Annotated in this window: 14 protein-coding genes and 1 pseudogene; 8 read left to right on the forward strand and 7 right to left on the reverse strand. The window is 61.9% G+C overall.

Annotated features, from left to right (window positions below):
* The first annotated feature begins 41 nt into the window (after window positions 1–41).
* Entirely contained in the window at window positions 42–449 is a 408-nt protein-coding gene (locus tag P3T20_RS01165; protein WP_074268815.1) for a winged helix-turn-helix transcriptional regulator, read from the forward strand.
* Window positions 446–1,237 carry a phosphate/phosphite/phosphonate ABC transporter substrate-binding protein gene (locus P3T20_RS01170; protein ID WP_429285790.1) on the forward strand — a complete coding sequence of 264 codons (792 nt, stop codon included), beginning with the start codon at window positions 446–448 and terminating at the stop codon, window positions 1,235–1,237. Before P3T20_RS01165 ends, P3T20_RS01170 begins: the two co-directional genes overlap by 4 nt.
* Before the next feature lie 20 nt (window positions 1,238–1,257).
* Here P3T20_RS01170 and P3T20_RS01175 read toward each other — a convergent pair whose 3' ends face one another.
* From P3T20_RS01175 to P3T20_RS01190, 4 genes are all read right to left on the reverse strand, one after another.
* Entirely contained in the window at window positions 1,258–3,279 is a 2,022-nt protein-coding gene (locus tag P3T20_RS01175) for an acetyl/propionyl/methylcrotonyl-CoA carboxylase subunit alpha (protein ID WP_429285791.1), read from the reverse strand.
* 81 nt (window positions 3,280–3,360) lie between these two features.
* Complete coding sequence (locus P3T20_RS01180) at window positions 3,361–4,146, reverse strand: enoyl-CoA hydratase/isomerase family protein (protein WP_429285792.1); 786 nt, start codon at window positions 4,144–4,146, stop codon at window positions 3,361–3,363.
* A gap of 31 nt (window positions 4,147–4,177) precedes the next feature.
* On the reverse strand, window positions 4,178–5,785 hold the full coding sequence (locus P3T20_RS01185; protein ID WP_429285793.1) for a carboxyl transferase domain-containing protein: 1,608 nt from the start codon (window positions 5,783–5,785) through the stop codon (window positions 4,178–4,180).
* A gap of 92 nt (window positions 5,786–5,877) precedes the next feature.
* Complete coding sequence (locus P3T20_RS01190) at window positions 5,878–7,059, reverse strand: isovaleryl-CoA dehydrogenase (protein WP_429285794.1); 1,182 nt, start codon at window positions 7,057–7,059, stop codon at window positions 5,878–5,880.
* A gap of 209 nt (window positions 7,060–7,268) precedes the next feature.
* Here P3T20_RS01190 and P3T20_RS01195 point away from each other — a divergent pair, with 209 nt between their 5' ends.
* Window positions 7,269–8,036: a TetR/AcrR family transcriptional regulator gene (locus tag P3T20_RS01195; protein ID WP_429286180.1), complete on the forward strand. Its 768-nt coding sequence runs from the start codon at window positions 7,269–7,271 to the stop codon at window positions 8,034–8,036.
* 13 nt (window positions 8,037–8,049) lie between these two features.
* Here the strand turns inward: P3T20_RS01195 and P3T20_RS01200 are convergent, their stop codons facing one another.
* Window positions 8,050–9,222: a 4-hydroxybenzoate 3-monooxygenase gene (locus P3T20_RS01200; RefSeq protein ID WP_429285795.1), complete on the reverse strand. Its 1,173-nt coding sequence runs from the start codon at window positions 9,220–9,222 to the stop codon at window positions 8,050–8,052.
* A gap of 176 nt (window positions 9,223–9,398) precedes the next feature.
* Window positions 9,399–9,653, reverse strand: coding sequence for a hypothetical protein (locus P3T20_RS01205; RefSeq protein ID WP_429285796.1), 255 nt, complete (start codon window positions 9,651–9,653; stop codon window positions 9,399–9,401).
* Window positions 9,654–9,829: 176 nt separating this feature from the next.
* Here P3T20_RS01205 and P3T20_RS01210 point away from each other — a divergent pair, with 176 nt between their 5' ends.
* The gene (locus tag P3T20_RS01210) at window positions 9,830–10,639 is read left to right on the forward strand and encodes a DUF72 domain-containing protein (RefSeq protein ID WP_429285797.1); all 810 of its coding nucleotides are present in this window, start codon (window positions 9,830–9,832) and stop codon (window positions 10,637–10,639) included.
* Here P3T20_RS01210 and P3T20_RS01215 read toward each other — a convergent pair.
* Window positions 10,628–11,506 carry a LysR family transcriptional regulator gene (locus P3T20_RS01215; RefSeq protein WP_074268824.1) on the reverse strand — a complete coding sequence of 293 codons (879 nt, stop codon included), beginning with the start codon at window positions 11,504–11,506 and terminating at the stop codon, window positions 10,628–10,630. The two genes, P3T20_RS01210 and P3T20_RS01215, sit on opposite strands and share 12 nt — an antisense overlap.
* Window positions 11,507–11,717: 211 nt before the next feature.
* Here P3T20_RS01215 and P3T20_RS01220 point away from each other — a divergent pair.
* From P3T20_RS01220 to P3T20_RS01235, 4 genes and pseudogenes are all read left to right on the forward strand, one after another.
* Window positions 11,718–12,191, forward strand: a pseudogene (locus tag P3T20_RS01220) (alkene reductase); the annotation flags it as partial.
* Between the two features lie 61 nt (window positions 12,192–12,252).
* Window positions 12,253–13,242: a zinc-dependent alcohol dehydrogenase family protein gene (locus P3T20_RS01225; protein ID WP_429285798.1), complete on the forward strand. Its 990-nt coding sequence runs from the start codon at window positions 12,253–12,255 to the stop codon at window positions 13,240–13,242.
* A 278-nt stretch (window positions 13,243–13,520) separates the two neighbouring features.
* A complete protein-coding gene (locus P3T20_RS01230) occupies window positions 13,521–14,150 on the forward strand; it encodes a DUF3331 domain-containing protein (RefSeq protein ID WP_429285799.1) in 630 nt (209 codons plus the stop codon).
* A 388-nt stretch (window positions 14,151–14,538) separates the two neighbouring features.
* A complete protein-coding gene (locus tag P3T20_RS01235; RefSeq protein ID WP_429285800.1) occupies window positions 14,539–15,285 on the forward strand; it encodes an SDR family NAD(P)-dependent oxidoreductase in 747 nt (248 codons plus the stop codon).
* Window positions 15,286–15,475: the final 190 nt, after the last annotated feature.

Raw genomic sequence — 15,475 nt, forward strand, 5'->3', positions numbered from 1 at the left:
TTGTGTGGTACGAACATCAATGTGCGTAATGCGGATTCTCAATGGCGAACGGCAAAAAAGAAAATCGACGGGTCGTATTCAAATCGACGACCGGGCACTCGTCCTCAGCGGAACTCGATGCACTTGTGCTCGACGTGCTCGGCCGCGTCGCGGACAAATGGACGATGTGCGTCCTTGAGGTGCTCAATCAGAACGGCGTAGTGCGTTTTACGCGCGTCGGCGAACTGGTCGGCTCGATCAGCCAAAGAATGTTGACGAAGACGTTGCGACAAATGGAGGCCGACGGACTCGTGTTGCGTACCGTGCATCCGGAGGTTCCCCCACGCGTCGAATACTCGTTGACTGAACTGGGCACGAGCCTGTGCGCAGCATTCTGCGAAGTGTGGCAATGGGCCGAAAGACACGAACCGGAACTACGCGAATTGCGCAAGAAAAGAGAACCCTCATGAACCGCGTCGCCGCCCTTCCGATGTACAACGTCACGCCCGCGCTCGCCGCCGAGTGGCGCGCATTCCTTGCTGACGTTTTAAAGGCAGTGGACCCGCATGCCGCCCTGATCGATCCGGGTGAAGACCTGCATGCGCTGTGGCGCCGCCCCGACCTCCTGATATCCCAGACCTGCGGTTATCCGCTTGTCAGCGGTTTGCAGCGTCACGTTCAATTGATTGCGACGCCGCAATTCGACGCGCCAGGCTGTGCGGGCGCGAACTACTCGAGCGCGTTGATCACCCGAGCGAACGCGCCGTTCGACTCTCTGGACGCATACCGCGGCACACGCGCTGCTTATAACCAGGACGATTCGAATAGTGGCATGAATGTATTCCGACATGCGGTGGCGCCGCTTGCAAAGCACGGTCGATTCTTTAGCGAAGTCATCCGCACCGGTTCGCACCTCGGCTCGCTGCGAGCGGTGGTGGAGAACCGCGCGGATGTCGCCGCAATCGACTGTGTCACGTTTGCGTTTATGTGCGACGAGTTGCCCGAACTCGCGCAGCAGGTGCGAGTGCCAGGCTGGACAGCTGCATCGCCGGGCTTACCGCTGATTGCCGCGAACGATGTGCCGCAGAGCACCGTCGAATCGATGCGCGCGGCGCTGGACGACGCCCTCGCTTCACAACCCATGCGTGCGAAGCGACTGCGTCTCAAGGGATTTTCACGCCTGTCGCTAGGCGACTATGCGCGCATCAACCAGATGGAAAACGAGGCGCGGGCCCTGGGGTATCCGCACCTTGCCTGAGCGGTCTGGACTACGCGCAATCAGCCGACATCCAGCACCAGCAACTGCGCACCGTCCGCTACCTGATCGCCCACCGCGTACAGCACCTCCGACACCGTACCGGCCGCCGGCGCTCCGATGGTGTGCTCCATCTTCATGGCTTCCATGACGATCAGCGGCGTACCTTTCTCGACAACCGCACCCGGTTCGACAAGAACCGCGATCACCTTGCCGGGCATCGGCGCGGTGAGGCGCCCTTCGCCATGTTCGGCATCGGCCGCGTGCGCGAGCAGGTTTTGCCATTCGAAAGCCAACGCCTCGCCCAGACAGAACACATGGAACACGTCGCCATCCACGAAGACGCGCCCGGTGACGTGCGAGTCGCCGATCGTCGCACCGAACTCATGTGCACCTGTTCCGCTCCACCACGTAAAGCCGTCGCGCTGACCATCATGTTCCAGTGTCTGCACGCCGCCATCGCGAGCAAACGTCACTGCAAAGGCGCTTTCGTTTTCGACGTCGCGCCATGCAAGGGTCTGCGTATAGCCGCTATTTAACCGCCAATGCGACAGCGCATCCCACGGCGATGCGCCATGGGCCGTACCGCCTTCACGCGTCAGCAAGGCCGCACAGGCCAGCGCCACGGCTTCGCGAAATGGCTTTTGCACCGGCGCAAACAACGCAGCGTGATGCCGCTCGATCAGGCCGGTATCGAGATCTCCACTGGAAAACGGCTCGCTCGTGACGATACGCTGCAAAAACTCGACATTGGTATGCGGACCCACCACCTCGCAAGCGCGTAACGCCCGGCTCATCCGCGCCAGCGCCTCGGCACGCGTCGCACCGTGGACGATCAGCTTCGCAATCATCGGATCGTAGTACGGCGTAATCGTGTCGCCTTCGCGCACGCCGCTATCGATCCGCACCGCAGCGCGCGAACCGGGTACCCCTGGCGAACCGATCGCAAACTCCACGCCCTCAGGCATGCGCAGATGCTTGAGCGTGCCCGTCGACGGCAGGAAGCCGCGTGCCGGATGCTCGGCGTAGATACGCGCTTCGATGGCATGACCATCGAGTTTCAGTTGCGTTTGTGTCAGCGGCAACGGCTCGCCTGACGCTACGCGCAATTGCCATTCCACCAGATCGAGGCCCGTTACCATTTCGGTGACCGGGTGCTCGACCTGCAGGCGCGTATTCATCTCCATGAAGTAGAAGTCGCTCGCACCGGTCATGATGAATTCAACCGTGCCGGCGCCGACATAATTCACCGCACGCGCCGCCGCGACCGCCGCTTCGCCCATCGCACGCCGCAACTCGGCGGCAAGGCCCGGCGCTGGGGCTTCTTCCAACACCTTCTGATGGCGACGCTGCACCGAACAATCGCGGTCGAACAGATATACGGTGCCGCCCTGCTGATCGGCGAACACCTGCACTTCGACATGGCGCGGCCGCGTCAGATACTTTTCGATCAGCACACGATCATTGCCGAAGCTGCTTGCGGCTTCGCGCTTGCACGATGCAAGCGCCGCCGCGAAGTCTTCGCTGCGCTCGACCACGCGCATGCCTTTGCCGCCACCACCTGCGCTCGCTTTGAGCAGCACCGGATAGCCGATTGCATCTGCTTCACGTTGCAGCAGTTTGGCATCCTGATCGTCGCCATGGTAGCCCGGCACCAGCGGCACGGCAGCAGCATGCATCAACGCTTTGGCAGCCGCTTTCGAGCCCATTGCCGCGATCGCTTCGACCGGCGGTCCGATGAACGCAATGCCTGCGGCTGCGCACGCCTGCGCGAAGTCTTCGTTTTCCGACAGGAAACCGTAGCCTGGATGCACCGCCTGTGCGCCGGTTGCGAGCGCCGCCGCGATGATGCGTTCGTAGCGCAGATAGCTCTCCGCCGCAGTCGCGCCGCCGATATGCACCGCCTCATCGCACGCCGCGACATGCTTCGCGTTGGCGTCCGCATCGGAATACACCGCTACGCTCGCGATGCCGAGACGCTTGCAGGTTGCGGCGACCCGGCAGGCAATCTCGCCGCGGTTAGCGATCAGAATCTTGTTGAACATGAGGTGTCTCGATGAAGTGTCCCGTTCAGGACCGTTGTTCTGCGGGTAATCGTGGCGTCCGGCGGCATCTTGCCCAAGGCCTCATGTGCGCCACGACGGCGTGCGCTTTTCGAGGAACGACGCCACTCCTTCGCGACCTTCCGCACTGGCGCGCACGCGCGCGATACGCGAGGCCGTGTCCGCGATCAGCGCTTCATCCAGTTCGCGCACCGCGATGTCCTGCACGAGTTGCTTGCAGGCTCGCACGGCGTGCGGGCCGTTGGCGCACAGCGTGTCGGCCAGTTGCTTCACGGTGGCGTCGAGTTGCTCTTCACTGACCGATTCGCTGACGAGGCCCAGGCGCAGCGCCGTTGCGCAGTCGAACAATTCCGCGGTGGTGAAGTAGCGACGCGAGGCCTGTTCGCCCAGCGCGCGGATCACATACGGCGCGATGGTGGCGGGAATCAGACCGAGGCGTGCTTCGGAAAGGCAGAAGCGCGCGGTATCCAGCGCCACTACGATGTCGCACGCGCAGATCAGGCCCATGCCACCCGCGTAGGCGTCACCACTGACGCGAGCGATCACCGGCTTATTGCAGCGGTAAATCGCCGACAGCATGGCGGCGAGGCGCATTGCGTCGGCACGGTTCTCCTCGTCGGAGTAACCGGCCATCTTTTTCATCCAGTTCAGATCCGCGCCCGCGCAAAACGCCTTGCCGTTTGCTGCCAGCACGACCGCTCGCACGTCGTCGCGCCCGTCGAGCGACTGGAACGCCGCGGTCACTTCGGCAATCATCGTTTCGTTGAATGCGTTGCGTACATCGGGTCGGTTCAGCGTGACTGTCGCTACCTGACCGGCTATCGTCAGGATCAATGTTTCGTATTGCATATCGATTCGCTCCTTCCGTCGAGCTGCCGCGTTACATCCTGAACACGCCGAAACGCGTGTCTTCGATCGGTGCATTCATTGTCGCGGACAGTCCGAGGCCGAGCACATCGCGGGTCTGCGCCGGGTCGATCACACCGTCGTCCCACAGGCGTGCACTTGCATAGTACGGGTGCCCTTGATGCTCGTATTGCTCGCGGATCGGCTGCTTGAACGCCTCTTCCTCCTCCGCACTCCAGGCGCCGCCCTTGCCTTCGATCCCATCGCGTTTAACGGTGGCCAGCACGGAGGCCGCCTGTTCTCCGCCCATCACCGAGATGCGCGCGTTCGGCCACATCCACAGGAAACGCGGCGAATACGCGCGACCGCACATGCCGTAGTTGCCCGCACCGAACGAGCCGCCGATGATCACGGTAAATTTCGGCACCTTGGCCGTCGCGACGGCCGTCACCATCTTCGCGCCGTTGCGTGCGATACCTTCGTTTTCGTACTTGCGACCCACCATGAAGCCGGTGATGTTCTGCAGAAACACAAGCGGGATCTTGCGCTGGCAGCACAGCTCGATGAAGTGTGCGCCCTTGAGAGCCGACTCCGAAAACAGAATGCCGTTGTTAGCGATAATGCCGACCGGATGGCCCCAGATATGCGCGAAACCAGTGACAAGCGTCGTGCCGTAGCGGGCCTTGAATTCGTCGAAAGCGGAGTCGTCGACGATACGCGCGATTACCTCGCGGATATCGAACGGCTTGCGCGTATCGACAGGGATCACGCCGTAGATGCTCTGCGCGTCGTAACGCGGCGGTTTCGGCTCCTGCAGCGCCACCGGAACCTGCTTGGTACGGTTCAGATTACCGACGATGCTGCGCGCAATCCCCAGCGCATGCGCGTCGTTTTGCGCCAGATGATCGACCACGCCCGACAGGCGCGTGTGCACGTCGCCGCCACCGAGGTCTTCCGCGCTCACTACTTCGCCGGTCGCGGCTTTCACGAGCGGCGGCCCGCCGAGAAAAATCGTTCCCTGGTTCTTGACGATGATCGACTCGTCACTCATCGCCGGCACGTAAGCGCCACCCGCCGTGCACGAACCCATCACCACCGCGATCTGCGGAATGCCGGCTGCGGACAGGTTCGCCTGGTTGTAAAAGATGCGCCCGAAGTGATCGCGATCGGGGAACACGTCATCCTGATTCGGCAGATTGGCGCCGCCCGAGTCCACCAGATACACGCACGGCAGATGGTTTTCAGCGGCAATCTCCTGCGCCCGCACATGTTTCTTCACGGTGACCGGATAGTACGTACCGCCTTTGACGGTGGCGTCGTTGCAAACAATCACGCATTCCTGCCCGGCGATGCGGCCAATACCGGTGATCACGCCGGCACCCGGCGCATCGTCGCTATACATGCCGAACGCCGCCAGTTGCGACAGTTCCAGAAACGGCGTGCCCGGGTCGAGCAGTTGCGCGATCCGGTCGCGCGGTAGAAGTTTTCCGCGTCCCACGTGCTTGTCGCGCGCGGCCTGCCCGCCGCCAAGCGCAAGCTTCTCGACTTTGGCGCGCAGGTCGGCAACCAGCACCTCGAGCGCAGCCGCGTTGTTGCGGAAATCGTCCGAGCGGGGATTCAGCTTTGTTTCGATGATCGGCATTGCTTGGCTCTCCTGAGCGCCGCTGTTCTATTCGCCGCCCGGTTCGACCAGGCGGGTTGAGTGGCAACTGAGTGGCAACCGGGTGCCACCAGTCAGACCGTTTCAGCAAACAGTTCGCGGCCGATCAGCATACGGCGGATCTCGCTGGTGCCCGCGCCGATCTCATAGAGCTTCGCATCGCGCCACAGACGGCCCACCGGGTACTCGTTGATATAGCCGTTGCCGCCGAGGATCTGGATCGCTTCGCCGGCCATCCACGTGGCCTTTTCAGCGGTGTAGAGAATCACACCGGCGCAGTCCTTGCGCATCTGGCGCACGTGCTCGGAACCCATTGTGTCGAGTTGGCGACCCACCGCGTACAGATACGCACGGCAAGCCTGCAGCGTGGTGTACAGATCGGCCACCTTGCCCTGGATCAGCTGGAATTCGCCGATCGACTGGCCGAACTGCTTGCGGTCATGAATATACGGAACCACCGCGTCCATCACCGCGACCATGATGCCGGTCGGGCCGCCTGCCAGCACGGCGCGCTCGTAATCGAGCCCGCTCATCAACACCTTCACGCCGCCGTTCAACTGGCCGAGGATATTTTCTTCCGGCACCTCGACGTTCTCGAACACCAGTTCGCCCGTGTGCGAGCCGCGCATGCCGAGCTTGTCGAGCTTCTGCGCCACCGAGAAGCCCTTCATGCCCTTCTCGACGATAAACGCCGTGATGCCGCGCGGGCCGGCTTCGAGATCGGTTTTCGCATAGACCACCAGGGTGTCGCAATCCGGGCCGTTGGTGATCCACATCTTGGTGCCGTTCAGCACATAGTGGTCACCCTTCTTGTCCGCGCGCAGCTTCATGCTGACCACGTCCGAGCCGGCGTTCGGCTCGCTCATGGCGAGTGCGCCGACGTGCTCGCCGGACACGAGCTTCGGCAAGTACTTCCGCTTTTGCGCCTCGGTGCCGTTGCGATGAATCTGGTTCACGCAGAGGTTCGAATGCGCGCCGTACGACAGACCCACCGAGGCCGACGCCCGCGAGATTTCCTCCATGGCGATCATGTGGGCCGTATAGCCCATATTGGCGCCGCCGTACTCTTCCGACACCGTCATGCCCAGCACGCCCAGGTCGCCGAATTTCTTCCACAGGTCCATCGGAAACTGGTCGGTGCGGTCGATTTCAGCGGCGCGCGGCGCGATTTCTTTCGCCGCAAAACCCGCGAGGCTGTCACGCAGCATTTCGATCTCTTCACCGAGCGGGAATTGCAAACCGGGCAGGTTACTCATTGCAGTGTCTCCAGGAATACGTGGGATTAGCGAATTTCACGCTAGATTTACGTATACGTCAATAGGTATTTTTGAGTGATACTCAGATACGGTAAATGTACTCCAAAGCGCCGTTTCAGCATGCTAAACTCGCCCACACCGGCAGCCTCCAAGGCTCAAAACTGAACTGGACTCATATGATGGCCGCATCGAAGCCTGCACCGACCGCCATGGCGAGGGCCACACCCAAGACAGAGGCGCTTGCATCGCGCCGCGAGCCGGCAGGGCGTAAATCGCAGCAACGCGTGAAGGAAATCCTTCAGGCGGGCCGCGACGTGTTCTCCGAAAAGGGTTACGAACGTGCGACCACGGCAGAGATTGCGCAACGGCTCGGCATCTCCGAGGCGACCGTGTTCAGTTATTTCCGCGGCAAGCGCGAGTTGTGCGCACGGGTGATCGGCGACTGGTACGACGAAATCATCGATGCAATTGAAACGGGTCTGCCGCGCGATGGCAGCGTGAGGCAGCAATTCGCGTTCATCGTCCGCATGCATCTTCGTTTGATGCTGGTGAACGGCACGGATCTGTGCGCGCTGGTGCTTTCCGAGGGACGTGCGCGGCATCACGAGTTGAGCGAAGCGTTGACCGATCTGCAGCGGCGCTACACGGCACCGCTGATGCGCGTGCTCGCCCATGGCCAGGAAACCGGTCAGATTCGTGCGGATGTGCCGTTACGGCTGCTGCGCTCGATGGTGTTTGGACCCATGGAACACGTGCTGTGGGATGCGACGCTTGCCAATCGCCGCACGGATATCGAAGCCACTGCCGACAGTCTGATCGAGGTGCTGTGGGCGGCATTGCAGCCGCCCGATGCGGCGCTCGCCGCCCTGGTGCAGTTCCGGCATGAGGTGGGTGAAGCGAGCCGGCGGCTGGAAAAGGCACAAGCGGCGCAAGCGGCAGAAGCGGCGAAGGCAGCACACAAGGCCGCCAGCGCCTAGGAATGCGCGAGGTTCACACCGGCGCCACGCCAACATAGTTCTCCGCCATCGCAGTAGCCGCTGCCCGCGAGGTAGTGACATGCTCGAGCTCCGCCACCTGAAGTTGCTGCTCGAACGGCGAGGCATCGTCGAGCCGGTGCATCATGCGCGTCATCCAGTACGAGAAGTGCTCCGCGCGCCAGACGCGCTTGAGCGCGGTAGCGCTGTAGTTATCCAGCAGATCCCGGCGGTTTTCCGCGTAAAAGGCCCGCAAGGCAGCGGTCAACACACGCACATCGGCGATCGCCAGGTTCATGCCCTTGGCGCCCGTCGGCGGCACGATATGGGCCGCATCGCCAGCCAGAAAGAGCCTGCCGTGCTGCATGGTGGTCGAGACAAAGCTGCGCATGGCAACAATGTTCTTCTGGAAGATCTTGCCGTCCACCACTTTCTGACCGTCGGAAGAATCGACCCGCGCGTGCATTTCGGCCCAGATGCGATCGTCGGACCAGTTGTCGACGGAGTCCTTCGGGTCGCACTGGAAATACATCCGCTGCACGTTCGCCGAACGGGTACTGACCAGCGCAAAACCCCGTTCGTGGCGCGCGTAGATCAGTTCGCCGGAAGACGCCGGCCCTTCGCACAGGATGCCAAACCATCCGAACGGATAGACGCGCTCATAGTCCTTGCGCAAGACCGCAGGAATCGACGCTCGCGACACTCCTTGCGACCCGTCGCAGCCAATCACGAAGTCGCACTGAAGCTCGCACGCCTCGCCTTGATGGCGAAAGCGGATCGAAGGCGTATCGGTATCGATACCGTGAATCGAAGTATCCGACACGCTAAACAGCAAGGTGCCACCCGCCTCCACCCGCGCCGCCACGAGGTCCTTGATGACCTCGTGCTGGGCATAGACGGTGATCGAGTGGCCCGTTAGTCCGGTCAGGTCGATCCGGCGGCGCTTGCCCTCGTAAGCGAGTTCAAAGCCATGATGCAGCGCGCCCTCGGCCTTCATGCGCGCGCCGACACCGGCCTCGCAGAGCAGATCCATGGTGCCCTGCTCGAGCACGCCGGCGCGGATGGTGGATTCGATCTGCGCGCGCGTGCGCGATTCGAGCACGACGGACTCGATGCCACGCAGATGAAGCAGATGGGAAAGAAGCAGGCCTGCCGGCCCGGCGCCGATGATGCCGACTTGGGTACGCATAGATGTCTCCTGTCGCGGTCGGTGAGAGTTGGCGCTTTAGCGCCGACTCTCACCCATGCAACGCAGTTGCGATTGGCGGTAATTGATTTGTGGATCAAGTGTGCCGACCGCGGACCGTATCGCGCAACGCTATATGACAGATAACAACTATGCCGTTTTGAGATAAGGCCGTGACTTCAGGTCAACATCGGCGTCAAGTCCGGATCGCCTTTGGCCATCGCCCGCTGATAAGCAGGCCTTGCACCGATGCGCTGCAGGTACGCGAGTATGTTGGGATAAGGCGTGAGGTCGAGAGGATGGAACAGGCGCATCGTGGTCAGCAAACGACCATGACCATAGCAGGCGAGGATGAACTCGACGATAGCAGCGGACCCGGCCAGCAACATGGCGTCGACTTCCACAAGCGTGCCACCTCGCGTTTCAGGTTCCATGTAACCTGAATTCCAATACGTTAGCGTGAAAGTCGCCACTCTTGACATGGTCGCGCTCGCAACTCATGGACACATGCAATCGGATTTGCCAGGATAAGGGAAGGCATCGAACTTGCTGAGCCCCTTGGAAAAGTCGTCGCACCACGCGGCACCCCAAACAACGAGGACAACCGCATATGGCAACGCGCACGAAACCGCAGATCAGGGTCGGCATTGGCGGCTGGACGTACGCCCCATGGAGAGGCGTGTTCTATCCAGAGGACCTGACGCAAAAGCGCGAACTGGAATACGCGAGCCGCCAGTTGACCACCATCGAAATCAACGGCACCTTCTACGGTTTGCAGAAGCCCGAGAGCTACATGAAGTGGCACGACGAGACACCCGACGATTTCGTGTTCTCGCTCAAGGCGCCGCGCTACGCAACCAACCGGCGCGTGCTGGCAGAAGCCGGTGACAGCATGGAGCGCTTCTTCGCCAGCGGCCTCACCCACCTGAAAAACAAGCTCGGGCCGATCAACTGGCAATTCGCCACAACCAAGCAATTCGATGCAGAGGATTTCGAAGCATTTCTGACGCTGCTGCCCAAAAAGCTGGACGGGCTCACGTTGAGGCATGCGGTCGAAGTCCGGCACGAGAGCTTCCGCAGCGAGGCCTTTGTCGCGCTGGCGCGCAAATACGGCGTCGCTATCGTGCTCGCGGTAGACGGCGAGCATCCGCAGATCGCCAACCTCACCGCGCCCTTCGTGTACGCCCGGATCATGGGGACTTCCGAAAATCAGGCCCAGGGCTACTCGAAGAAGGCGCTCGACGCATGGGCGGAACGGGCCAGCCAGCTCGCCGCGGGCACTGTACCGGACGACCTCGAACCGGTCGCAGCAGACACCGGCGCGAAAAAGGGACACGACGTATACCTCTACGTGATCGGCGGCTTCAAGGAACGCAATCCCGCCGCAGCGCGAGGGATCATCGAGCGACTACATCAATAACTCATCCGCCCTCGAAAGAAACAGCTTCAACACCGCAGACGTATTCGATTTGCTGTAGCCGATCACCAGATCGATCGTCGGCGCCTCGCCTTCGAGCGGACGGCTCACCACCGACCATGGCAGCAGATTGTTCGCGTACTCGGGCATCAGCGCGAGACCGCGCGTAGAGGCTACTAACGACATCGCCATCGCGAGGTTGTCGACACCATGTTCGGGCGCGACCTCAATCGCCTTGTCCTTCAGATACTTCAAGATCACCTGATGCAGCACCTTGGCCTTGTTGGTCGCCATGATGAAAGGCTCACCCGCGAAATCCCCGGGTCGGATGGTGGCCCGCTCAGTGAGGCGGTGATCGCTCGGCATCAGCACGACCAGTTTCTCCTGGCTCACGACGCGATAGTCGAGATCGAAGCCCGGTTCCGCGCGTAGAAACGCGAGATCGAGCTTGCCGCGCGCAAGGGCGTCCGCCAGATCCGGCGAGTAGTGGCTCGACACCGTCACGTCGACCTTCGGCAATTCCTCGCGCAGCACCTGCATCGCGCGCGGCAACCACGTCATTTCCTGCCCTGTCAGAAAGCCAAGCGCAAAGACCGGCTTGCTCGGCTGCGCCGCGCGCCGCGCCGCTTCGCCCGCTGCATCCACCTGGGAGAGCGCGAGCCGCGCGTGATCGAGAAACGCCTTGCCTGCGGCCGTCAGTTCGACCCCGCGCGCGCTGCGGCTAAACAGGTCGGCGCCGACCTCCTCCTCCAGATCGCGGATCTGCCGGCTCAAGGACGGCTGCGAAGTGAACAGCCGACGCTCGGCCGCGACCGTCAGGCTGCCGGTCTCGGCAACCGCAATGAAATACCGCAAATGGCGTAGTTCCATAGGCCCTCGAATTCGATCCATGCCTGATAGGCATGCCTGCCAGCTTACAAAGTCGTTTAGCTTTCGACAAGACCTCACTACATTACCGATCAGGCGGCGACGGGACGGCGGTCCACTCAGGACGGCGACCCGAAGCCGATTTCAATCCATGCTTGCAATATATATCTACCCAGCAACGGAAAGATCGTGGCTCACCTGTTCACTCCCAGAAAAGTCGGCGATTTCGGTGTTCGGCGCCGAGCGCGTAGGTGTGCGGATCTCGCCGTCCGGCGAATGGGGCGGTATCTCCGATAGCAACCCGGAAGCCACCTTTAGCTACGTGGCTAAAGTACTCGACGGTTACGGTTTGGCCTATCTTCACGTGATCGAACCGCACATCAAAGGAGACGACACGTTGCATGAAGGTCACGCACCGGCGGCGGTGAAGTATCTGCGCCCGCACTTCTCAGGTCCGATCATCGCCGCAGGCGGCTTCGATGGCGCCAGTGCCGAAGCGATCGTCGCGTCTGGCGACACCGACCTGGTGGCTTTCGGTCGTCACTTCTCGTCGAACCCGGATCTGCCCTATCGCCTGCAGCACAACCTGCCGCTCACGCCATACGTGCGCTCCGCGTTCTGGGGCGGCGACGAAAAGAACTACTCGGACTTCCCGGCTTACGAAGAAGCCGAGACGGTGTGCTCCTGAGCACTCGCCGTAACGCTCAACGCACGACACCACCAGCATCCACTCACGTCACGAGGTTTCTATGTCACGCACAGTTCAGTTTGCCAAAGCCGGCGCTCCCGAAGTGCTCGAATTCGTCGAGCATCAGGTGCGCGCCCCCGGCCCGCATGAAGTTCGCATTAAAGTGAAGGCAATCGGCATCAACCGCGCCGAATCGATGTGGCGTCTCGATGACTATATCGAGCCCGTCAAGTTTCCGGCCGTTCTGGGGTACGAGGCCGCCGGCGTCGTCGATGCGGTGGGACCGGAGTTGAACGGGATCGCGGCCGGCGACGAAGTCAATGTCATGCCGTCGTTTTCGATGAACAGCTACGGCACGTACGGCGAAATCGTCATCGTGCCGGAACATGCGGTCGTGAAGCATCCCAAGTCGCTGTCCTATGCTGAGGGCGCCTCGGTGTGGATGATGTTCGTCACTGCATACGGCGCGCTGATCGAAGACGCCAAGGTCACGAAGGGCGACTTCGTCATCATTCCGGCGGCCTCGAGCAGCGTGGGCCTTGCGGCGATCCAGATCGCCAATTACGCGGGTGCAACCTCGATCGCGCTCACACGCACCTCGGAAAAGCGTCATCAGTTGCTCGACGCCGGCGCGGCACACGTGATTGCCACGGAAGAAACCGACCTGGTGCAGGAGGTCAAACGCATCACGGGCGGCAACGGCGCACGCGTCGCCTTCGACCCGGTCGGCGGCCCGACCTTGACCAAGCTGGTCGAGGCGTTGTCCTTCAACGGCATCCTGTACATCTATGGCGCGCTCAGCACCGATGTCACGCCGCTGCCGATCCTCGACATGATCGCCAAGGTCATCACTGTCAAAGCTCACAACATCTGGCTGACGAGCGGTGACGAGGCCCGGCGCAAGGCCGCGGTCGAATATGTCCTGAAGGGGCTGGAAAGCGGCGCGCTCAAGCCAGTGATCGACCGCACCTTCAAGTTCGACGAAATGGTTGAGGTGCACCGCTATCTGGAGAAAAACGGCCAGTTCGGCAAGATCGTCGTCACTGTCTGAGCACAAGGGGCGCCTCGCCGCGCCCCTTCATTGTTGGCCGAACCCAAACATTGTTTTCAGGGAACGCGCATTTATCTCACGTGAGCCGGCCGATAAGATGCGTTCGAGGGTGTCGCCAATGACACCAGCCTTCCGCCTTCAGCCCCGTTGTGCCGCGCGCCGTCACGACGGGCGTTCGCGTCTTTGCGACGCGTCGCGGGTTGCCGCGCTCAGCCGTCCCGACCCGTCGTGGCGGGCAGAAGCGGTCCTGGAGAGCGGAATCAGATAAAGGATTCGACGTGAACGTTACAGGACCCGAGCCAGACCTGGCAGCCACGATGAACGCACCCACGGGGCGCAGCCGGCACCTGAAGGCAGATGCGGCGCAGCGTAACAGTGTAGTTGAACGTGCCTTTTCGACCGCTGGCGAGGCGCTTGCGCGTCCCCGCCTCGCAGATCCATGGGCAGTGGTGATTGCCGGATTGAAAGAAAGCGCCTTGTCCACGCAGGACGAGATGCTTGATAGCGATGTGGAAGAAGCGGCGGGTACGGGCCGCATGCAAGGCGCGCCTCGCCTCTCCGCGACGCGCTCGGGTCGCGATTGCGCCAATCCGGCGCGCCGGGGTGCAGCGGCGGATCGTTCGCGCGGAAGGGCCGCCGACAACAAAAGCGCCGTGGTGACGTTTGTCGAGCGTTTCACCGCCAAATCGGTTTCGATTACGTGGCGCGACTCCACCGCCGCCAACTACTGCGAACAGTTGTGGATTCGCAGGATCGCGCGCTCGCAGGGCATTTGCGCCATCACGGGATCCAGCATCGTACGCGGCGACGCGGTTTATGGGCCTGCAGGCCGCACTGCGGCACGGCCGGCCAATGCCGCGCAAATGGTGCTCGCCGAAGCGATCGAGGAACTCGAAGCGTCGCTGTAACGCGCATCGAATCTGCAGGGTGGTCTTCTGGCCGCGCGACGGTACAACAGCGCGGCCAGATCACCAGGCTGTGGCTGCCTGGGAGGTTTTTTTGATCTTCCGGTCATGCAGCCCCAACATACTTTCATTTCCCCGACACCCTCCTATAGCAAGCCTCATTGGGCCACTCAGCGCCCATCATGCGGCATTGCGTTTGCAGCACATGCCCACGAGGCATGGCCACCAGCCCACAAAGTCTTTTTCCTTTGTGCTGTGCACCCCTAAATTAGCTCTCATGGCAGCGACGCGAACGTCTACCCCTTCGCGTCACAGCTCTGAACTACCGGATGACGAACACGCATCCGAACTTCACAGGCACAGCAGCTTTTAACCTCACTGGAGATTGACCATGACTAGCCTGACTGGAAAAACCGCCCTCGTCACCGGCGCTTCGCGTGGCATCGGCCGCGCCAGCGCCCTCGCACTCGCCAGACAGGGCGCAGAGGTCCTGATTCACTACAGCAGTGGCGAGAAGGAAGCCGACGCTGTCGTTGCCGAGATCCGCGCAGCCGGCGGCAAGGCACAGAAGGTCGGCGCCAATCTGCGTGCGGCAGACGGTCCGCACAAGCTGGCAGCAGCCGTGCGTGAAATGGTCGGCGAACGGCTGGACGTTCTGGTGGCCAATGCCGGCATCTCCAAGGCCGCGAGCATCGAGGACACCACCGTTGAAGATTTCGACGATCTGTTCGCGGTGAATGTGCGGGCGCCCTACTTCCTCGTGCAACAGTTGCTGCCGGTGCTTGGCCAGGGCAGTAGCGTCGTGCTGCTGTCGTCGCTTGCCGCCCATTCCGCGGTGGGCGTGCTGTCGGCCTATGCCTCGACCAAAGGCGCGGTCGATACGCTCGTCAAGCATTTCGCCTCCGCACTCGGCGAACGTGGCATTCGCGTGAATGCGGTTGCGCCTGGCGTAGTCGCCACCGACATGTCGAACTTCACGAAGACGGATGCCGGTCGCGACATCACGCTAGGCATGCAGGCATTGAAGCGCATCGCGCAGCCCGACGACATTGCCGGTGCGGTCGCGTTCCTCGCTTCCGATGCAGCCCGCTGGGTCACGGGCGACACGCTGCACGTGGATGGCGGCTCGAAGCTCTGATTGAACAGTAATCCGGAGGCGGCCTTTGTTATTTCGCCGGACGTCCGAACGCGTATGGTCTAGCCTGTCTTCATGTGATCGAACCGCGTGTGACAGGCACCGAGACACTCGTGGAAGACCTGGCACCGGTCGCGTCATGGTTCCTGCGCAAAATCGTCAAAGGGCCGATCATAGCGGCAGTGGCCCGCAA

This window comes from Paraburkholderia sp. GAS206C, from assembly GCF_050435645.1.
GTDB lineage: Bacteria > Pseudomonadota > Gammaproteobacteria > Burkholderiales > Burkholderiaceae > Paraburkholderia > Paraburkholderia phenazinium_B.